We start from the raw sequence: 20,114 nt of genomic DNA, 5'->3' as shown, positions 1-20,114 counted from the left end.
AAATTCGAGCAAACTGATTAAGAAAAATCAGTAAAAAATCAGTGAATTAAATTATGCAATTGCTATATCGCATAGTTAAGAAAATGGGGGTAATCATCCGACCAACGCATTCGTGACCGAGATGGTTCAGGAATCAGATAGTCATAAATTTCAGGAAAAGGCCCAAAGCCCGAAGCCACATTAATATGACCCACTTGCCCTAAATTGATCGGTTTCAATTTCCAGTGTTGGGCCAGTTGCTGAGCATCTTCAAAGCTTAACCACGGATCATTTTCACTAATCAACAAGCTGGTCGGCACATGGATTTTGAAGTTTTGAAAAAGGGCCTGATAATTCTGTTTGCTATCTCGGGCAAAACCCGCTTCGCCAAAACGTGCGGGATTGGCAGGTGCAACCAGAATCAATTTTTTCACCTGTTTGTTCAGTTCAGGATGGAGTGCCAAAGCCGCAACCGTAGTTAAACAGCCGAAACTATGCGCGACGATTTGCACTTCACCTTGAATGGGTTGCAGCGTTTGTACAAATTGCTCAACCCAGTGTGGCAAGATGGGTTGGTTCCAGTTCGTCTGATGTACACGGGAGCTAGACATGAGGTTGCGTTGTAACCACGATTGCCAGTGCTGTGCTTCACTGCCACCTACACCCGGTACGATTAGGGTATGAATCATGACGATGCTCCTGTGTAATTGAATAATCGCTTATTTCGTGTTGTTGGCTTTGACGATCTGATCGAACACACCACCATTTTCAAAATGTTGTTTCTGAACTTTGGCCCAGCCGCCAAACTCTTGATCAATCGTGACCAGTTTTAACGGTTTAAAGATATGTTGGTACTTCGCCAACGTGGCGGCATTACGTGGACGATAAAAATGTTTGGCGGCCAGTTGTTGCCCAAGCGGTGAATACAAGAAGTTTAAGTAGCCCTGTGCCAAATATTGTGTGCCATGCTTGTTGACATTTTTTTCAATAATCGCGACTGGGGGTTCAGCCAAAATAGATAATGATGGCGTCACGATTTCAAATTTTCCCGGTTGCTCACGCACTGCAAGGTAGGCTTCATTTTCCCAAGCGAGCAAGACATCCCCAATCCCACGTTCTGCAAAAGTGGTGGTTGCACCACGTGCGCCTGAATCCAGTACTTTGGTGTTTTTATAGATTTGACCTACAAATGCTTGCGCCTTGGCATCATTTCCATTGGGTTGATGTTTGGCCCAAGCCCAAGCCGCTAAATAATTCCAGCGAGCGCCCCCTGACGTTTTCGGGTTCGGGGTAATAATGCCGACATTCGGTTTGACTAAATCGCCCCAGTCTTTAATGCCTTTGGGATTGCCTTTACGCACTAAAAACACAATGGTGGAGGTGTAGGGTGTTGAGTTTTGTGGTAACTTTTTCTGCCAGTCTGTTGGGAGGAGCTTGGCTTTTTCCGCAATCACATCAATATCGGCAGCCAGTGCCAGAGTGACTACATCGGCTTCAAGTCCATCGATGACTGCGCGGGCCTGTTTGCCAGAACCGCCATGCGATTGTTTAAAATTGATGTCTTGACCTGTACGGCTTTTCCAGTATTTACCAAATTGAGTGTTGACATCACTATACAGTTCACGTGTTGGATCATAGGACACGTTCAGAAAGTCACGTGCTGATGCATTGACGGATGTAATTGAAATCAGTGCAGCGATGACCCCGAGTTTTAAAGTAGAAAAACGCATTTGTTGCCTCAATAATTTGTGTGTTTATGTCATGAGGCAAGAATAGCCTTGAGTTTTTTGCAAAAAAAATAATAAAAAACGAATTTGATATGAATAAAAAAGCAATAAAATTTAAACTAGACTCCCTACACTACGGCAGGGTCAAGAGGACAGATCAATATGCTTTGTTTTAAGAATGCGCAAGAAGTGAAGGAAATTGCACTATTAGACCGTGCATTTCACTATGGCGATGGCTGTTTTACTACGGCACGTATTGTCGATAATAAAATTGAGCTAGAAGCCTTGCATTTCGCGCGTTTACAACAGGCGTGCGAACGTCTGTTTCTGCAAGCAGATTTGACCCAAATTGAAAAAAACTTGCTGCAGATGCAGCAGCAATTTTTGCATCTGAACGGGACGTTAAAGGTCGTAATTAGCCGTGGTGAAGGGCAACGGGGTTATAGTTTGCCGCAGCATCCAGCAGATGTTTGGGTATTTTTTTATCCTAAAGCGGTTGAAACTTTCCACTATGAGCAGATCCAAGCAGGAATATTGCAGACAGCAATGGGCTTAAGCATGCCGAACTTGGTTGGGATTAAAAGCCTGAATCGGTTAGAGCAGGTCATGCTGAAGCAAGAGGCAGATCAACAGGGCTGGTTAGAAGCGTTGGTGTTGGATGTTCAAGGTTTGGTTGTAGAAGGTGTAAGCAGTAATTGCTTCTTTCGCATAAATGACACATGGATTACGCCTGAACTTCGTTATAATGGCGTGCATGGTGTGATGCGTAGCGAGATTTTACGACGCATGCAACAATTTGGCATTGCTTGTGAGCAGCGCTTGGTGGATTCGGAAGAAATATCGAATTTTCAAAGCTTGTTTTTTTGCAATGCGTTGCAGCCTATGAAAATTGCCACAATGCTTGATCAGCAAGCATTAGCGGTTGACCCCTGTATTGAGCTTTTTAATACTTTACAATTGAATCAGATCATCTAGCCTTATTATGAGCAGTAAACCTAAACCGAAAAAAAAACCTGCAAAGAAAAGCACACCAGTCACGACAGCGTTATATAAAAAACGCAGCGTTTGGTTTGTTTTAGCTGTTATTGTTGTTATCGGCATGCTGTGGTCGAGCTTGTTTAAGGCTTATCCAGTCGAAGGGAAAAAACAGCTTTTGGCCATTGGGCAGGGCGACTCTTATTCGGGTTTGATTGATCGTTTATCTAAAGAAAATAAGATCCATTTTCCATTTATTTTAAAGCTCTATCAAAAAATAATGATTCATGACACCTTAAAAGCTGGTGTCTATGAAATTCATCAAGGGATGAGTGTACGTCAGGTTTTGGAACTGATATCCAATGCCGAAAATGCGCAGATGAACCGTATTTTGGTGATTGAAGGCACCACGTTTAAGCAACTTGTTGAGCAATTACAACAGAATCCCATGGTGAAAAAAGAAGTTTCGACTTTATCTCAAGCGGAGATGTTGCAGGTCTTAAATATCCCCTTTACTCATCCTGAAGGTTTGTTTGCACCTGACACCTATTTTTTCAATAAAGGCGAATCAGATAAGAAGATTCTGACCGATTTGTATCGCCGTCAAATGAAAAATTTAGATCAGGCATGGGAAAATCGGGCACCAAATTTACCGTATAAAGATAAATATGAAGCGCTGATTATGGCGTCGATTATTGAAAAAGAAACCAGTGTCGACAGCGAGCTAGAGCAAGTTTCAGGTGTATTTGTACGTCGCTTGCAAAAAGGCATGCGTTTGCAAACTGACCCAACTGTGATTTACGGGATGGGAGATCGTTACAAAGGCAATATTACCCGCCAAGATTTAAGAACACCGACGGCTTATAACACCTATACCATGAGTGGTCTGCCGCCTACACCGATTGCTTTACCGAGCAAGAAAGCCATTGAAGCGGCCATGCATCCAGACAATGCCGACAATATTTATTTTGTGGCAACAGGTAATGGTGGGCATAAATTTAGCGCGACACTGGAAGAACACAATCGCGCGGTACAAGAATATTTAAGCGTTTTAAAATCGAAACAGGAGTGAGGCATGTTTATTAGTTTTGAAGGCACGGAAGGTGTCGGGAAAACCACCCTGATTCGTAAAATACATGAGCATTTTCAGCAGCAAGGTACCGAAGTGGTGCTGACGCGTGAACCGGGCGGCACCCCTATGGCCGAGCAGATTCGCAGTTTGCTGTTGACCGTCAATCATGATGAACTCATGTCCAATGACACTGAGCTGCTACTAATTTATGCGGCTCGAGCGCAGCATTTGCAACAGGTGATTGTGCCTGCATTGGAAGCGGGCAAGACGGTATTGTGTGATCGTTTTACCGATGCCAGTTTTGCCTATCAATGTTCAGGCCGTGGTTTAAACCAGAGCAAATTAAATTTATTAAATGATCATTTTGTTTCGCATATGCCGAACATTACCTTTTGGTTGGATGCCCCAATTGAAACGGGCATGGCGCGTGCACGTGAACGTGGTGCACTCGATCGTTTTGAGCAAGAGAAAGTCAGTTTCTTTGAGAAAGTCCGTGCAGGTTATCAAAGCCTATGGGAGCAACAGCCTGAGCGGATCAAGCGCCTCGATGCGACACAAATGCCAGATCAGGTCTTTGCCCAAGCTTTGTCGTATTTAGCCTAATCCCTGATCGAATTTCCTAGTGCCGATCATCCTATTATCTTTTATAGTGATGATCGAATAGGGAAATTAGAAGTGATCAATTAATGAATGTGCAAGCGAAGCAAGCTGAAATTGTTCAGTTTTTAATGCAGCATTTTCCGCAAAGTTTAGAAAAATGTGAAATCGAATCGATCACCGAGCGTGGAGCAACGGTCATTTATCATATTGATGATCGGGATTTACGTCCGGGTGGGACGGTGTCTGGTCCCACCATGATGACTGTGGCAGATTATGCCTTGTATATCGCGATATTGGGGGAGATTGGTCTTGTTGGGCTGACGGTGACCACCAATCTAAATATTAATTTTTTGCGTAAACCAGCGGCTTCACAGGATTTACGCGGCGTGTGCAAACTTATGAAAGTGGGCAAAGCCTTGATTGTGGGTGAGGTCTGGATTTATTCAGTCCATGAGGATGAGCCAGTGGCACATGTCACGGGGACTTATTCTGTACCTCCGCAGCGTGTAGCTGCGATAGGCTAAGCGAGTCATCTCTGGCACAGTTTTAGCGACTGTGCCAGAAGTGTTAATGACTTATACCGCTTCTTGCGCATTGACCAAGGGAGTTTCTACTTGGAAATTAGGTGGCGTGAGTACGGTTTTACGTAATTCAGGCGCCAGCTCAGGATAATCCAAGGTAAAATGTAAGCCTCGCGATTCTTTACGTTCCATCGCACAGCGTACAATCATTTCCGAAACCAGAACCAAATTACGCAGTTCAATCAGATTTTTGCTGACTTGATAATCTTCGTAATATTCGGTGATTTCACGTTTCAACATTTCAATACGATGCAAGGCACGCTGTAAGCGTTTCGTGGTGCGAACAATCCCGACATAGTTCCACATGGTTTGGCGTAACTCATCCCAGTTTTGTAAAATCACCACATCTTCATCAGGATTCATGACTTGGGAATCATCCCATTCAGGTACTTGTGGAGATTGATAATTTTCGACAAATGCTGCTGCAATATGCTCTGCCGCACTCATGCCATAAACGAAACATTCTAGGAGTGAGTTACTGGCCATACGGTTAGCGCCATGTAGGCCAGTATACGAGGTTTCCCCAATCGCATACAAGCCTTGCAAATCGGTCTGGCTATGTTCATCAACCACAACCCCACCACAAGTGTAGTGCGCAGCAGGAACAACAGGAATCATTTCCTTGGTAATGTCGATGCCCAGTTCAAGTAAACGTGCATACAAGGTTGGGAAGTGTTCTTTTACAAAGGCTTCAGGTTTGTGAGTAATATCCAGCCACACATGACGGATACCCAAACGCTTAATTTCATAGTCAATCGCACGGGCCACAATATCACGCGGTGCCAGTTCGGCACGTTCATCAAAGCGCAACATGAAGCGTTCACCATCTGGCAGGCGTAAGTAAGCGCCTTCACCACGCATTGCTTCAGTAATCAGGAACGAGCGTGCTTGTGGATGGTATAAACAGGTGGGATGAAATTGGTTAAATTCCATATTGGCAACCCGACAGCCAGCTCGATAGGCCATGGCAATGCCATCACCAGTCGCAATGTCTGGGTTAGAGGTGTAGAGATAGGCCTTCATTGCTCCGCCACATGCTAAAGCGGTAAAGGGTGCTAAGAAGGTATGGACCTGTTCGGTTTTTTCATCTAAGGCATAAAGCCCCAAAGCGCGATTGTTCGGTTCATCTAAACCGAGTTTTTGTGAGGTAATTAAATCAATCGCGATATAGTTTTCAAAAATCGTAATATTGTCTTTTTCTTGCGCCCGTTGCACCAGAGTCGTGGAAATAGCACGACCGGTTGCATCTGCTGCGTGAATGATACGACGTTGCGAGTGACCGCCTTCACGGGTTAAATGCAGTTGAGCCTGTTCATCTAAAGTAAACTGCACGCCATGATTTAACAGAAAGTCGACCGAAGGTCGTCCACCTTCAACCGTATGTTTAACTGCGTCAAGTTCACATAATTGTGCCCCCGCAATCATGGTGTCATCAATATGCTGTTGAATAGAATCCGTTTCATCCAAAACAGCAGCAACCCCGCCTTGCGCATAATAGGTACTGGCATCAGTGAGGGTTGATTTTGCTAAAACTGCAATATTGAAATGATGAGGTAATGACAGTGCTAAACTTAAACCTGCGCCACCACTGCCCACAATAATCACATCAAATTGATGCGTTGAGCTTAAATTAGACATTTCCATCAGCTAATTTTAAAAAAAGTTTGATAATGACACCGCTTTTTCACATAAAAGGCAAGTGTAAATTGGTCGAGTCTTATCAGAAAAAGCAATCAAGTTCCTATAACTTTATCTAAAAATAAGTGCTTGTTTTGCTAAAACATAATTGAACATATTATTACGCAAGAGTAACAAGTTTTATGATAAAAATTTTTTGTCTAATACGTAACAATAATTGAGTGAATGAGCTTTATGAAAAGTGGCTATCTACAAAAAGGAATGTATGCTGCTGTGTTTACAATAGCAGCAGTACAAACTCAAGCCGCATCAGCAGTAGATTTTTCAAACTTGGTTGAGCAAGTCAGTCCTGCGGTTGTGAGTGTGAATGTGGTCAAAAAAATGACCCAAGAAGAAATCTTACAACAACAAGTTCCAGAAATTTTAAAACGATTTTTCGGTAATCAAGTGATTATTCCACAGCAACAAGTCCCGCAAGAAAAGACCGCTTATGGCAGTGCGTTCTTTATCAGTCGAGATGGTTATTTGCTGACCAATCACCATGTGGTGGAAAATGCCTCTAAAGTTACGATTATGTTGAATGATCGCCGTGAGCTTGATGCAACAGTGGTTGGAAGTGATGAGCGTACCGATGTGGCATTGTTAAAAGTGAATGGCGGTCAATTTCCTGCATTGAAAGCGGGGAATGTTGATCAACTCAAAGTTGGTGAGCCAGTTTTAGCGATTGGTTCTCCTTTTGGTTTTGATTATTCAGCTTCAGCGGGAATCGTCAGTGCCAAAATGCGAAATATGATGGGAGAAACCTCCGTTCCATTTATTCAAACCGATGTGGCACTCAATCCAGGCAACTCGGGGGGGCCTTTATTTAACCAACGGGGTGAAGTCGTTGGTGTGAATTCAAGGATTTTCAGTGGTACGGGCGGCTATATGGGCTTATCTTTTTCTATTCCAATTGATGTGGCCATGGATATTGCCGATCAGTTGAAAAAGAATGGCAAGGTCACCCGTTCATATTTGGGGGTGATGATGCAGGATATTGATCGTAACCTTGCAGAATCGTATAACTTACCTAAGCCAGAAGGGGCTTTAATTGCCGAAGTCAAACCGAATTCTCCTGCTGCGAAAGCAGGCTTGAGAGCTGGGGATATCATCCTAAAATACAATGGGATTTCAATTTCTCGAACCTCAGAATTATTGAATTATTTGAACCGTTCTGTGCCGAATCAAACCATTCAGCTCGAAGTGTTGCGTGATGATAAACATCGTAATATCACTGCAACGCTCACATCTGCACCTGATGATACACCTGCAAAAGCACAGCAAGTTTCTGAAACTTCAGGCCCAAAAATTGGGGTTGCGATTCGGGATTTGTCCGTTGCTGAATTGTCACAACTCAATATTCAAGGTGGCATACTCATTCAAGATGTCATGCGTGGCGGTGTAGCTGCGCAGGCACGAATTTTACCGGGGGATGTCATTACGCAATTGAATAATAGTCCCATTAATAATGCCAACGACTTTATTAAGACGGTTTCTGGCTTGAAAAAAAATACGGTAGTGCGTGTTTCTCTTATCCGAGATGGGCAACGCGCTATTGTCGGGATGCGAATTTAATCAACCCGATGGGATAAAACTCTTTCAAACTGGTCAATGCCAGCCTATTCAGTTTAGACTGGCATTTTTATTTGTCTGATGATCAGACCCTCTAGCAAGCGACAATATTTAACAGCGTATAGACGTGGTTTGCAGACTTAAAGTAAAACCATGACAAGGACGAAGTAGTTCATGAGTGCAATTTTTGATTTGAATTTAACGGTACAGCCAAAACATATTGATGCTTTGGGGCATGTGAATAATGTGGTGTATGTGCAATGGATGCAGGATATCGCTTCTGCACATATCAATCATTTAGGCTTGGGAATTCAGCAATATTTAGAATTAAAGCATGCCATGGTGGCGGTGGAACATCATGTGCAATATCGCAAAGCTGCATTATTGGATGATCAGCTGGTTTTACGAACTTGGTTAAGTGACATTAACAGTATGTATCTGTTTCGTCAGTATGCGTTTTATCGACCTGCGGATCAGGCGGTATTATTTATGGGACAAACGAAATGGGCCTGTGTGGAAATAGCGACGGGACGACCAAAAAGAATTTCTCCAACTTTTTCACAAGCGTATCAGCCTTTAGATGCGCAGATTAATCCATTAGATTTTAGCCTCAGCTATACATTTGCAACATGAAGGAGCTGCTGTTTGTAAAATAACCAGTCGTAAAAACCCGTGCGTTTCAACGAATTTATCACTTTTTCATTTTTGCAATCTGTTATAATCGGCAGCAATTTGTTTAACCGCTTACGCTTAGTACCTCTGCTTAGTACTTGGCACTATTTTTTTCTTAAGGTAACTCATGGCGCAAGCTAAAAAATCCGTTGATATCAATAACATCCGAAATTTTTCGATTATTGCTCACATTGACCATGGCAAGTCAACATTGGCTGACCGTTTTATTCAAATGTGTGGTGGTTTACAAGATCGTGAAATGCAAGCCCAAGTTTTGGACTCGATGGAGTTAGAACGCGAACGTGGGATTACCATTAAAGCTGCATCTGTAACCCTGTACTATACCCATCCAAATGGACAAGAGTATCAATTAAACTTTATTGATACGCCAGGACACGTCGACTTTTCTTATGAAGTTTCTCGTTCTTTGGCTGCCTGTGAAGGTGCGTTACTGGTGGTTGATGCTGCACAAGGTGTTGAAGCGCAATCGGTAGCGAACTGTTATACCGCAATTGAGCAGGGACTCGAAGTTCTGCCAATTTTAAACAAAATTGATTTACCGCAAGCTGAACCAGAGCGTGTAATTCATGAAATTGAAGAAATTATTGGCATTGAAGCAACGGATGCACCGACCTGTTCTGCAAAAACAGGTTTGGGTGTAGAAGGTGTTTTGGCGCGTTTAGTTGATGTGATTCCGGCACCACAAGGTGATCGTGAAGCTCCACTTCAAGCCTTAATTATTGACTCATGGTTCGATAACTACTTAGGTGTCGTATCTTTAGTTCGTATTAAGCAAGGTCGTATCCGTAAGGGCGACAAAATGTTGGTGAAATCAACAGGGCAAACCCATCCTGTCACGTCAGTCGGTGTATTTAATCCGAAGCATACCGAAACCGATATGCTTGAAGCGGGCGAAGTTGGTTTTGTGATTGCGGGGATTAAAGATATTTTTGGTGCGCCAGTGGGTGATACCATTACCCTTGCTGCAACGCCTGAAGTCGCTACTTTACCGGGTTTCAAAAAGGTTAAACCACAGGTTTATGCTGGTCTTTTCCCGATTGATTCAAGCGATTTTGAACCGTTCCGTGAAGCGCTGCAAAAATTGCAAATCAATGACTCAGCCTTATTCTTTGAACCTGAAAGTTCGGATGCCCTAGGTTTTGGTTTCCGTTGTGGCTTCTTGGGCATGTTACATATGGAAATCGTTCAAGAACGTCTTGAGCGTGAATATGACCTTGATCTGATTAGCTCTGCACCAACAGTGGTCTATGAGGCATTGACCAAGAAAGGTGAAATCATCTATATCGACAGCCCATCGAAAATGCCAGACGGTTCAACAGTTGAAGATTTACGTGAACCGATTGCAGAGTGTCATATTTTAGTACCGCAAGAATATTTGGGTAACGTGATGACCTTGTGTATTGAGCGTCGTGGCGTGCAAAAAGACATGAAGTTCTTGGGTAATCAGGTTTCGATCACGTTTGAAATTCCAATGGCTGAAGTGGTCATGGATTTCTTTGATAAGTTGAAATCGTGTTCTCGTGGTTTTGCATCTTTGGACTATAACTTTGTCCGTTTTGAAAGCTCTTCTTTGGTGAAAGTAGATGTCTTGATTAACAGTGAAAAGGTTGATGCCTTAGCCATGATTTGTCACCGTCAAGATGCACGTCATCGTGGCATTGCCTTGGTGGAAAAAATGAAAGACCTCATTCCACGTCAAATGTTTGATGTCGCGATTCAGGCGGCCATTGGTGCTCAAATTATTGCGCGTTCAACGGTAAAAGCCATGCGTAAAAACGTATTGGCGAAATGTTATGGTGGTGACGTTTCACGTAAGAAAAAACTTTTATCGAAGCAAAAAGAAGGTAAAAAACGCATGAAGCAAGTGGGTAGTGTAGAAATCCCACAAGAAGCGTTCCTTGCTGTGTTGAAAGTAGAAAGATAAGAATTAGAGGTCGTATAGCTCATGGATTTTGATTTTAATTTAATACTCGTGCCTGCCACACTGATTTTTTTTCTGGTGTGGTTATTAGATAAGTTTGTTTTTAAACAAAGACAAACCAAAGGCAGGGGAAATGAAAACTTCATCATCACATGGGCCTACGATTTCTGGCCAGTACTTGCAGTCGTATTGGTGTTGCGATCATTTCTTTATGAGCCATTTAATATTCCGTCAGACTCTATGGTGCCAACCTTAGAAACCGGAGATTTTATTTTGGTGAATAAGTTTGATTATGGTGTGCGTTTACCGATCGTGAATAAAAAAATCATTGATGTGGGTGAGCCTGAGCGTGGTGATGTGATTGTTTTTCGTTACCCACCACAACCGACCATTAGCTACATTAAGCGTGTAGTCGGTTTGCCGGGCGACCATATTATTTACGATCAAGGACAGTTGACGATTAACGGGCAAAAAGTGGCTAAAGTACCGGTGGAGTTTAGCCGTGAAAAAGATGCTTTAGATACCCCAACTTCAATTTATCATAAAGAAACGTTGGGTCAGCATACCTTTACCATGCGTGAGCTGGAAGGGGTGAACGTAGCACGCCAAGCACCATTTATTAATTATATTGAAAATGGTAAATACTCAACTGAAAATGGTTTATATTGGGAAGTAAAAGTTCCTGAAGGGCACTATTTTGCGATGGGGGATAACCGCGATCAAAGTGCGGACAGTCGCTTTTGGGGATTTGTGCCTGAAGAGAACTTAACTGGGCGAGCATTCTATGTGTGGATGCATAAAGAGCCTGGCTTTAAGCTGCCGTCATTTAGCCGTAACGGTAAAATTGATTAATTGACCAAAATGGAAAATAAAAAATGCGTCGAAATCAAAAAGGTGCGTCATATATTGGATTTTTAATTGCAATTATTGGTTTTGCTTTTTTGGCAAAAGTTGCAATTGCAGTGTGGGCTCCCTATTGGGATGATCGAGTGATTGATACTCAGATTACTGAGTTAATGCAAAGTAGTCCGAAGGATATTAGTCCGTCGAAATTTTCAAGCCAAATGGGGCAGCGTTTGGATATGAACAATGTACGCGATATTAAATTCGAGGACATTGCTCAAGTTACAAATGTTGATGGTTTGCAAGTGAACAAGAGCTATGAGGTAAGAAAGCCTTTCTTACTGAATATTGATTTAGTGTTAAAGTTTGAGAAAAGTTTTGATCAAAGGTCAGTCCAAACTAAGTGATATTCGCTTGGCAAGTCGTATCGGTTATCAGTTTAAGCAAGCAGAATTACTCCAGCTTGCTTTAACACATCGATCGGTGAGCCATAAATATAATTACGAGCGCCTTGAATTTTTAGGTGATTCGTTATTAGGAATGATCATCGCCAACTATTTATATCATGCATATCCGCATGAAAATGAAGGCCGCTTAACTCGAATGCGAGCGACCTTGGTTCGACAAGAAGCATTGGGGAAAATTGCCAATGACTTGAAGCTTAGCACAAGTCTTATTTTAAGTACGGGTGAGTTGAAGTCTGGTGGTCACCATCGAGAATCAATATTAGCCGATACTGTAGAGGCGATTATTGGGGCAATTTATGTGGATTGTTCTGATTTAACGGTACTGCAGCGGATCGTGTTAAAATGGTATGAACCTTATTTGGATCATATCGAGCCAACAGATCAATTAAAAGATCCAAAATCGAGATTGCAGGAATATCTGCAAGCTCGTAAAAAACCACTTCCGCTCTATGAGGTAGTGGATATTCAAGGGGATGCCCCGAACCAGCATTTCAAAGTGAATTGTACGGTTGAAGGCTTACCTTTATTTATGGGCGAAGGCTCAAGTCGTCGTTTCGCTGAACAAGCAGCAGCGGCGGAGATTTTAAAACTATTGGAGCAGTGAACTGCATGACCATGAATTCCGATCACAATGATGCTGATCACGAGTCGTCTACCGACAATAATGATTTAATTGGCCAGTTTTTTAGCGAACAAGGCACTACTATTCCTGCTGACTTCAGAAGTGGCTTTGTGGCGATTGTAGGCCGTCCAAACGTAGGTAAGTCGACTCTGATGAACCACTTGCTTGGGCAGAAACTTTCGATCACCTCGCGTAAGCCACAAACGACACGACATAAGATTGTCGGGATTGATTCTCGTGAAAAATCTCAAGCGGTATTTGTAGATACGCCTGGGATGCATAAAAAAGAAGTCCGTGCCATCAATAAGATGATGAACCGTGCTGCGCATTCTGCCTTACGTGATGTCAACTTGGTTTTATTTGTGGTTGATGCGCAGAAGTGGACGCAAAACGATGAACTGGTTTTGGAAAAGCTTAAAAATGCTGAAATGCCAGTGATTCTAGTGATCAATAAACTCGATACCTTGGAAAATAAAAATCAGGCATTACCGCTTATTCAAGAGCGCGCAAAACTGATGAATTTTGCTGAAATTGTCCCAGTCTCTGCACTGCGCGGCGCAAATCTCGAGCATTTGCGCAATACAATTGAGCAGTATTTACCGTTCCAGCCGCCATTGTATTCACTGGATCAAATTACCGATCGTTCTGAGCGTTTCTTGGCTTCGGAAATTATCCGTGAAAAGATTATGCGTCAATTGGGTGAAGAGCTTCCATATGATTTAACTGTTCAAATTGAATCATTCCGTACGGAAGATGCTGTCCTGCATGAAAAAACGGGTAGATTAAAGCCGGCTTGTACTTATATTGATGCCACCATTTTCGTTGATCGTCCGGGGCAAAAGGCCATTGTGATTGGTGAGAAAGGTTCAAAGTTAAAGAAAATTGGTATGGATGCCCGTGCCGATATGGAAAAAATGTTTGAACAAAAAATCATGCTGACCCTTTGGGTGAAAGTCAAAGGTGGCTGGTCGGATGATGAGCGTGCACTGAAAAGTCTTGGTTATAGTGATATCTAACTTGTAAGCAAATACGGGAATTGTAATGGTAAAACTATGCTTAATTGTAGCTTGTGTTGTTATGCTGCAAGGTTGTATACATAAGATTGTTACAGTTCCTGCGAAAATTGCTTATAAGACCACCAAGGGTGTGGTGAAAGGCACTGTTGCTGTGGTGGAGTTGGCGATTCCAGATGGTGATCATAAGGCTGAGGAAACACAGCAAAATCAACAGGATTGATGTTGATTTATGCGTAATGAAGTTTTACATGGCTATTTAATTCATCATCGAAAGTACCGTGAACGCAGTCATATTGTGCACTTGTATACTCAAGAATATGGCCGTGTTGATGGCATTCTTCGTCAGACACCACCACCGCAATATCAGCCATTGCGTTTACAGGCAACTGGTAAATCTGAACTTAAAAACTTCAGTAAATTAGAAATTATGCATCATCCAATTTTCTTTTTTGGTGATGCATTTTTTTCAGGTTTTTATCTGAATGAAATCTTGTTACGTTTATGCCCTTTAGAAGTGGAGATGCCTGAGACATTTCGCCAATATGCATTGACGATTCAGCATTTACAGACGCTCAATACGCAAGATCATCCAACACTCTTTTTAAGGCAAATCCTGAGACAATTTGAGCATGCTTTGCTTGAGGAGTTGGGTTACCCACTTGATTATACAGTAGATGCCAATCAGGCCCTAATTTGCCCTGAGCAGCATTATACTTTTCAGCTCAATGATGGCTTTATTCCTACCTTAAAAGCTTCTGCATCTACTTTATCGGGCGAATTGATCCTCAGTATGCAGTACTATGAAAGGGGTAGGGATTTTAATGCCGAGCAATTACAATTATTATCAAAGTTGTATAGGCAAATGATTACCTCTTTGTTGGGCGATCGACCATTAAAAAGTCGCCAACTGTGGATTCAGAATACTCAATCTAAAACATGATTAGGAAAAAATTATGGCTGCTTTGCTTGGTGTAAATATTGACCATGTTGCAACATTGCGACAAGCACGTGGAACCAGTTATCCAGATCCAGTCAATGCTGCTTTAATTTGTGAGCAAGCTGGTGCGGAGGGTATTACGCTGCATCTACGTGAAGATCGTCGTCATATTCAGGATGATGATGTGCGTCGTATGCGTCCAGTATTAAAAACGCGTATGAATTTGGAACTTGCAGTTACCCCAGAAATGATTGCGTTTGCCAAAGAAATTCAACCACAGCATGTCTGTTTTGTACCTGAAAAACGTCAGGAAGTTACGACTGAAGGTGGATTAGATGTTGTAGGGCATTTTGAGGAAGTCAAAGCGGCAACTCAAGAACTCACGGCTATCGGTTGTGATGTGTCATTATTCATTGATGCTGATTTTGCGCAGATTGATGCTGCTGTAGCGTGTGGTGCACCAACCATCGAAATTCACACAGGTGCATATGCCGATGCTGAAACAGCAGAAGCGCAGCAACATGAACTCGATCGAATCGTAAAAGCGGCACGTTATGCTGCGGAAAAAGGTTTGGTGGTGAATGCAGGACATGGCTTAAACCTTGAAAATGTTACACCGATTGCACAAATCCCAGAAATTCATGAATTAAATATTGGTCATTCTTTGATTGCGGATGCTGTTTTTGTCGGCTTGTCGCAAGCTGTGCAGCAAATGAAAGCTGTGATCAAAGCTGCACGTTAATACTCTGGGTTTAGCTTAAATTATGTCAACAATTGATTATGATGACTTGATGAAGCCCGTATTGGGCTTCTTAGGGTGTACGACGCCGCAAGCATGGTTAGATGCAGCATTAAACAATCTAGAAATTTTGATGCAAGATCATGCCAATTGTGAGAAAAAAGCTGCAGGTACAGCAATGAACCTGATGTTTCGTTATAGTTTTTTTACCGATTTACAAGTCAAATTGGCCCAATTGGTGCGTGAAGAAATGCTGCACTATGAGCAGGTACTTGAGTTTATGCAAAAGCGTGGACAAGAGTGGAAAGGCTTAAGTGCGGGGCGTTATGCAGGTGGCTTGCGGAAAGAAATCCGAACCTATGAGCCAGAAGCTTTAATTGATGTGTTGGTGATAGGTGCATTTGTGGAAGCACGTTCATGTGAACGGTTCTATGCGCTTGCTCCAATTGTGGATGAAGAATTAGGGCGTTATTACCGTTATTTGTTAAAGTCAGAATCGCGTCATTATGAAGACTATTTGGCTTTGGCTTTAGATGTGGCGAAAACCGCGAAATTGAAAGATCCAGAAGAGGATATTCAGCAGCGTATTGAGCATATCCGAGAAGTTGAAAAGGATCTTATTCTATCTCCTGATGATACCTTCCGCTTTCATAGTGGTGTGCCCATGCAGGCAGCTTAAATTGATTGAGGTGCTTAAGCAATTAAGCGCCTTTTTTAATGGCAGAAGAAAATCTGGGCGGATGATGCAAAAATTACCGACGAGGGGCGATAGAGGAGAGTGATTTGGTGTCTACAGGCGGCATGAGTACTGAATTTTAGGCATAAAAAAAGCCCGCTTGATGCAGCGGGCTTTCTTGAATTTGGCTCTCCAACCTGGGCTCGAACCAGGGACCTGCGGATTAACAGTCCGTCGCTCTACCGACTGAGCTATTGGAGAATCTGAGTGCGATTATAAGCAGATTTTACCGCTGGTCAAGCCTTAAGATCATAAAAAAATGGTTTTTGGATTTGTCTGTCGTATATTTAAGCAAACAAATCGATTTAAAGAAAAAACTAAAGTTTTGGCTTGTGCTCCATAAAAACGCTTGTTAGATTAATTAAAGAAAGTTGTTGAAGCAAAACTTCAACAGTGTGGATTTAAACCAACTTGCCAGCACTAAAATGGCTAAATCGGAGTAAGCGAATGAATACGCTCAGCATCCCTGAAATTTTTTCTCAATTTTCATATTATCAAGAAAACTATCTGACCTTGCTTCAGCAACCAGAGCATTATTATACGCCTGTGGAAGGCGCGCAGGTTTCGGTACGCCCATTTGCGACCGTACCATTATATCTTGGTGATTTGCTACAGTTGTGGTTTTCTGAAAAATGGCTGGTTGAGTCTGCGCGTCAAAGCTGGATTGAGTCATATTTTGCTACCGAAACGAACATACAAGAGCGTGTTTATGTATTTGCCTTAGAAGGACAGCTTTGGTCCAAACCTTTACAAGCCAAAGCTTGGTCTCAGGCCCAAAATGCAGTCTGTGAAATTCAGCTGGAACGTACCTTAAAATATTATTGCTATTACAAAGCGTTATCTACACCGCAGTTTAAAGTTGATCCTGCTCAGAAGTGCCTGCAAAAAGTCTAATTTTTTAAAAGGGCACAACACGTCAGTGAATTGTGCCCCGATTTTAAGGACGAATGATCATGCAAGTTGCCGTCGCATGTGCATATAGTTTGCCATCGGCATCAATGATTTTACCTTCTGAAATCCCTAACTTTTTACTCATATTGATTACAGTGCCAATCGCGATTAATTCTTTATTTTGTGGAATAGGACGGCACATTTTAATATTTAGCTCGATGGTGCCATAACCCACTCCAGTATCGAGCATGCTGTGAATTGCACAGCCTGTTACCGAATCTAATACTGTTGCGGCAAAGCCCCCATGTACACCGCCCAATGGATTCAAATGGCGTGCATCAGCTTTGGCCTTAAAGTGGATACTGCCCAAAGCAACCTGATAGGGTGACATAGGAATTGTTTCACTAATACTTGCCGCAGGGATTTGTCCTGCACACATCGCTTCGAGTAATTGTAATCCCGTCATTTCTTGAGTTTTCATTGATTTTCCCTTAATTAATAAGTTCTAAAAAGGAACTTGTTGGTTAAGATAATCTTTGCGGGAAAATGATGTCAAGAAAAGTTTGGAGATAATGCTTTAAGCATCTAACTCATAAATTTTGTCTAGGCTGTCCGCACTGGTTAAAATATTTAAGCAGATGCGTTCTCCGGTTGCCCATGTGGCTTGATCGGCGTGTAAATCTACATCAATGATATCTAAATCACGACAGAGAGTAAGTGCGCTTTCAATGACGATAAATCGTGGGGAGCGGGCTTTTAAGCATTTAGCAATGTAACGTTTAATATTCTGTTGTCGGTATACATCGATAATCTTATAGCGCATGATGAACTCATAGGCATTTAGCTAGGTGTGAGCGTATCTTAGAAGATCAAGCCACAACTGACTATTTAAAAAATGTTGCGAAATGTTTGATTCTTAAAAATAAACAAGTATTATATTTATTTATGCAGTGTAAATTGTGTTCTTACTGTAAGTATCTTTCAATGGCATGAATTGAAAATAATCATACCCATCAAGCAAAAAGAGGGAAATAAAGCCATCAGGTTTTAATCATGATGATCACGATGGAGCAAAATAAATGGTTATTGATTCCAGTAAATCAGTTAGAGATGTCTTAGACGCGGCAAACAGTCTGGGAAATGCGGTTTCGGGGGTGTAACAGTCCAGCGATGGTAGTTAAAACGTCTTGCTATAGATGAGTTCTGGCGATATGAACAACACGAATAATTTGAGAGTGAGAGGTCTATTGATGATAAGCCCGATCTGAATGGGCTAAGCAAGCAGCCAAATGCGGAAAGATGCTGAGATCCATGTAATGTTGATGCTTACAAAAGAAAAGATAGAAAAATAGCTCACAAAAAAAAGAGCTCAATGCTATTGAGCTCTTTTTTCAATAATCGACTAGATTATTGTGCCGCTTTTTCAGCTTCGATAGAAGCAATCGCAGCATCAACACCTTCGATTGAGTCAGCCGCTTTTTTAATACGCGCTAAAGCATCGACAAGGACTTCATCCGCAGTTGCATAAGAAATACGCATGAAACCGCCAAGACCGAATGCATCACCAGGAACAACTGCAACACCAGTTTCTTCTAATAACCACTCAGAGAATTCTGTGCAAGATTTTAAACCTTTAGCACGAATCAATGGACGAATATTTGCATATGCATAGAATGCGCCATCCGCAGGTAGGCATGAAATACCGTTGATTTCATTTAAGCCATTCACAACCAAGTCATGACGACGCTTAAATGCTTCGATCATTGGCTCAAGTACATCTTGTGGACCGTTCAATGCAGCTTCAGCAGCAACTTGCGAAATTGAAGTTGGGTTAGACGTAGATTGAGATTGGATTTTTTTCATTGCACCAATGATTTTTGCAGGACCTGCTGCATAACCAATACGCCAGCCAGTCATTGCATAAGCTTTAGACACGCCATTAAGTACGATTACGCGGTCATATAAGTCTGGCGCAACAGTGGCGATGTTGTAGAACTCATCATCCCAACGGATTGGTTCATACATGTCATCAGAGGCAACAAATACTTGTGGGTGACGACGTAATACTTCAGCCAAAGCTTCTAATTCAGCTTTGGTGTAGATCATACCTGTTGGGTTCGATGGGCTGTTGAGTACTACTAAGCGAGTATTTTCAGTGATTGCCGCTTCTAATTGTTCAGGAGTGATTTTGAAACGTTGTTCTTCACCACATTTCACAATCACAGGTGTACCTTCTGCGATGATTACCATATCTGGATAGCTGACCCAGAAAGGTGCAGGAATAATGACTTCATCACCTTTGTTTAGCAAAGCTAAAGCTAAGTTAAAGAATGATTGCTTGCCACCACAAGAAACTAGAATTTGGTTTGCTTGGTAATCAAGATTATTGTCACGTTTAAGTTTTGCAATAATTGCTTTTTTAAGGCCTGGCGTACCATCTACAGCGGTATATTTTGTGAAACCGTTGTTAATCGCAGCAATTGCTGCATCTTTGATGTGTTGCGGGGTGTCAAAATCTGGTTCACCAGCTCCCAAACCAATGACATTTTTACCAGCCGCTTTAAGTTCAGCAGCTTTGTTTGTCACAGCTAATGTTGGGGACGGTTTGATGGCATTTACACGATCAGATAGACGTACGTCCACGGCAGAATTCCTTCTTATGGGGGGATAAAAAATAAAAAGCATATTATCTTAGCTCAAAAATAGTGACTGCGTCGTTTAAAATACAAGCAAATTCATAAAAAAGCATAAAATAAATATTTTTTGTCTCCAAAGCATACAAAAACAAGAGAGTCGTATGAAGTCACTCGCAACTGAGCGCAAAAAACCTTAAACTACTGTCAGATTTTATTTGAGTCATGGTCATGAGTAAGCAACAGCCTACGAATAAGCCATTGGTGAAACTCCCATTCCCAATGCCAGCTACTGATGAGCAATCGTCAGACTCAGCTGCCCATAATCAGGTGCGTCCTAAACCTGAGCAATATGCAGATCGAACTTGGATGCCTCCACGTGGTACACGTCGCTCCATGGGTAAACGTTAAAAAAGAAGTGCATATGCACTTC

At 42.1% G+C, this 20,114-nt stretch carries 23 protein-coding genes and 1 tRNA gene; 17 read left to right on the top strand and 7 right to left on the bottom strand.

What is annotated here, in order from left to right; all coding sequences use genetic code 11:
* Window positions 1-62: 62 nt before the first annotated feature.
* Together ACX17N_RS00985 and ACX17N_RS00980 are read right to left on the bottom strand one after the other, a co-directional pair.
* Window positions 63-668: an RBBP9/YdeN family alpha/beta hydrolase gene (locus ACX17N_RS00985; protein WP_458890724.1), complete on the bottom strand. Its 606-nt coding sequence runs from the start codon at window positions 666-668 to the stop codon at window positions 63-65.
* Between the two features lie 30 nt (window positions 669-698).
* On the bottom strand, window positions 699-1,709 hold the full coding sequence (locus ACX17N_RS00980) for a sulfate ABC transporter substrate-binding protein (RefSeq protein WP_458890723.1): 1,011 nt from the start codon (window positions 1,707-1,709) through the stop codon (window positions 699-701).
* A gap of 159 nt (window positions 1,710-1,868) precedes the next feature.
* Between ACX17N_RS00980 and pabC the strand changes: the two genes are divergently transcribed.
* The 4 genes from pabC (at window position 1,869) to ACX17N_RS00960 (ending at window position 4,877) form a co-directional block, all read left to right on the top strand.
* Entirely contained in the window at window positions 1,869-2,681 is an 813-nt protein-coding gene (gene pabC / locus ACX17N_RS00975) for an aminodeoxychorismate lyase (RefSeq protein WP_458890722.1), read from the top strand.
* A gap of 7 nt (window positions 2,682-2,688) precedes the next feature.
* Window positions 2,689-3,753 (top strand): endolytic transglycosylase MltG, encoded by a 1,065-nt coding sequence (gene mltG, locus ACX17N_RS00970; protein WP_458890721.1) that lies wholly within the window; start codon window positions 2,689-2,691, stop codon window positions 3,751-3,753.
* A gap of 3 nt (window positions 3,754-3,756) precedes the next feature.
* Entirely contained in the window at window positions 3,757-4,356 is a 600-nt protein-coding gene (tmk, locus tag ACX17N_RS00965) for a dTMP kinase (RefSeq protein WP_458890720.1), read from the top strand.
* Window positions 4,357-4,439: 83 nt separating this feature from the next.
* A complete protein-coding gene (locus ACX17N_RS00960; protein WP_458890719.1) occupies window positions 4,440-4,877 on the top strand; it encodes a PaaI family thioesterase in 438 nt (145 codons plus the stop codon).
* Window positions 4,878-4,928: 51 nt separating this feature from the next.
* On the opposite strand, the gene nadB is transcribed toward ACX17N_RS00960, so the two are convergent.
* Window positions 4,929-6,578 (bottom strand): L-aspartate oxidase, encoded by a 1,650-nt coding sequence (gene nadB / locus ACX17N_RS00955; protein ID WP_458890718.1) that lies wholly within the window; start codon window positions 6,576-6,578, stop codon window positions 4,929-4,931.
* A 228-nt stretch (window positions 6,579-6,806) separates the two neighbouring features.
* Here nadB and ACX17N_RS00950 point away from each other — a divergent pair, with 228 nt between their 5' ends.
* The 11 genes from ACX17N_RS00950 to ACX17N_RS00900 all read left to right on the top strand — a co-directional run bounded on the left by ACX17N_RS00950 (window position 6,807) and on the right by ACX17N_RS00900 (window position 16,100).
* Complete coding sequence (locus tag ACX17N_RS00950; protein ID WP_458891109.1) at window positions 6,807-8,186, top strand: Do family serine endopeptidase; 1,380 nt, start codon at window positions 6,807-6,809, stop codon at window positions 8,184-8,186.
* 171 nt (window positions 8,187-8,357) lie between these two features.
* On the top strand, window positions 8,358-8,816 hold the full coding sequence (locus ACX17N_RS00945; protein WP_458890717.1) for an acyl-CoA thioesterase: 459 nt from the start codon (window positions 8,358-8,360) through the stop codon (window positions 8,814-8,816).
* 166 nt (window positions 8,817-8,982) lie between these two features.
* Window positions 8,983-10,800: a translation elongation factor 4 gene (lepA, locus tag ACX17N_RS00940; RefSeq protein ID WP_458890716.1), complete on the top strand. Its 1,818-nt coding sequence runs from the start codon at window positions 8,983-8,985 to the stop codon at window positions 10,798-10,800.
* Window positions 10,801-10,821: 21 nt separating this feature from the next.
* A complete protein-coding gene (lepB, locus tag ACX17N_RS00935; protein WP_458890715.1) occupies window positions 10,822-11,649 on the top strand; it encodes a signal peptidase I in 828 nt (275 codons plus the stop codon).
* A gap of 23 nt (window positions 11,650-11,672) precedes the next feature.
* On the top strand, window positions 11,673-12,047 hold the full coding sequence (locus tag ACX17N_RS00930; protein ID WP_458890714.1) for a DUF4845 domain-containing protein: 375 nt from the start codon (window positions 11,673-11,675) through the stop codon (window positions 12,045-12,047).
* Window positions 12,019-12,711 (top strand): ribonuclease III, encoded by a 693-nt coding sequence (rnc, locus tag ACX17N_RS00925; protein ID WP_458890713.1) that lies wholly within the window; start codon window positions 12,019-12,021, stop codon window positions 12,709-12,711. The genes ACX17N_RS00930 and rnc overlap by 29 nt, the downstream gene beginning before the upstream one ends.
* Window positions 12,712-12,716: 5 nt before the next feature.
* On the top strand, window positions 12,717-13,745 hold the full coding sequence (gene era, locus ACX17N_RS00920; RefSeq protein WP_458890712.1) for a GTPase Era: 1,029 nt from the start codon (window positions 12,717-12,719) through the stop codon (window positions 13,743-13,745).
* 25 nt (window positions 13,746-13,770) lie between these two features.
* Window positions 13,771-13,965, top strand: a complete 195-nt coding sequence (locus ACX17N_RS00915; protein WP_458890711.1) for an NF038104 family lipoprotein — start codon at window positions 13,771-13,773, stop codon at window positions 13,963-13,965.
* A gap of 9 nt (window positions 13,966-13,974) precedes the next feature.
* Window positions 13,975-14,685 carry a DNA repair protein RecO gene (recO, locus tag ACX17N_RS00910; protein ID WP_458890710.1) on the top strand — a complete coding sequence of 237 codons (711 nt, stop codon included), beginning with the start codon at window positions 13,975-13,977 and terminating at the stop codon, window positions 14,683-14,685.
* A gap of 13 nt (window positions 14,686-14,698) precedes the next feature.
* Window positions 14,699-15,424, top strand: a complete 726-nt coding sequence (pdxJ, locus tag ACX17N_RS00905; protein WP_458890709.1) for a pyridoxine 5'-phosphate synthase — start codon at window positions 14,699-14,701, stop codon at window positions 15,422-15,424.
* Window positions 15,425-15,446: 22 nt separating this feature from the next.
* Entirely contained in the window at window positions 15,447-16,100 is a 654-nt protein-coding gene (locus ACX17N_RS00900; protein WP_458890708.1) for a MiaE family protein, read from the top strand.
* A 182-nt stretch (window positions 16,101-16,282) separates the two neighbouring features.
* On the opposite strand, the gene ACX17N_RS00895 is transcribed toward ACX17N_RS00900, so the two are convergent.
* Window positions 16,283-16,358 (bottom strand) — tRNA-Asn (locus ACX17N_RS00895).
* A 246-nt stretch (window positions 16,359-16,604) separates the two neighbouring features.
* Here ACX17N_RS00895 and ACX17N_RS00890 point away from each other — a divergent pair.
* Window positions 16,605-17,051, top strand: coding sequence for a hypothetical protein (locus ACX17N_RS00890; protein WP_458890707.1), 447 nt, complete (start codon window positions 16,605-16,607; stop codon window positions 17,049-17,051).
* 43 nt (window positions 17,052-17,094) lie between these two features.
* Here the strand turns inward: ACX17N_RS00890 and ACX17N_RS00885 are convergent, their stop codons facing one another.
* The 3 genes from ACX17N_RS00885 to ACX17N_RS00875 all read right to left on the bottom strand — a co-directional run bounded on the left by ACX17N_RS00885 (window position 17,095) and on the right by ACX17N_RS00875 (window position 19,691).
* The gene (locus ACX17N_RS00885) at window positions 17,095-17,529 is read right to left on the bottom strand and encodes a PaaI family thioesterase (protein ID WP_458890706.1); all 435 of its coding nucleotides are present in this window, start codon (window positions 17,527-17,529) and stop codon (window positions 17,095-17,097) included.
* Window positions 17,530-17,625: 96 nt separating this feature from the next.
* On the bottom strand, window positions 17,626-17,871 hold the full coding sequence (locus ACX17N_RS00880) for a hypothetical protein (RefSeq protein WP_458890705.1): 246 nt from the start codon (window positions 17,869-17,871) through the stop codon (window positions 17,626-17,628).
* Window positions 17,872-18,455: 584 nt separating this feature from the next.
* Window positions 18,456-19,691, bottom strand: coding sequence for a pyridoxal phosphate-dependent aminotransferase (locus ACX17N_RS00875; protein ID WP_458890704.1), 1,236 nt, complete (start codon window positions 19,689-19,691; stop codon window positions 18,456-18,458).
* 221 nt (window positions 19,692-19,912) lie between these two features.
* Between ACX17N_RS00875 and ACX17N_RS00870 the strand changes: the two genes are divergently transcribed.
* Window positions 19,913-20,092, top strand: coding sequence for a hypothetical protein (locus ACX17N_RS00870; RefSeq protein WP_016166827.1), 180 nt, complete (start codon window positions 19,913-19,915; stop codon window positions 20,090-20,092).
* Window positions 20,093-20,114 lie beyond the last annotated feature (22 nt).

This window comes from Acinetobacter sp. GXMZU3951 (assembly GCF_054457875.1).
This window is presented reverse-complemented; position numbering and strand designations above follow the sequence as displayed.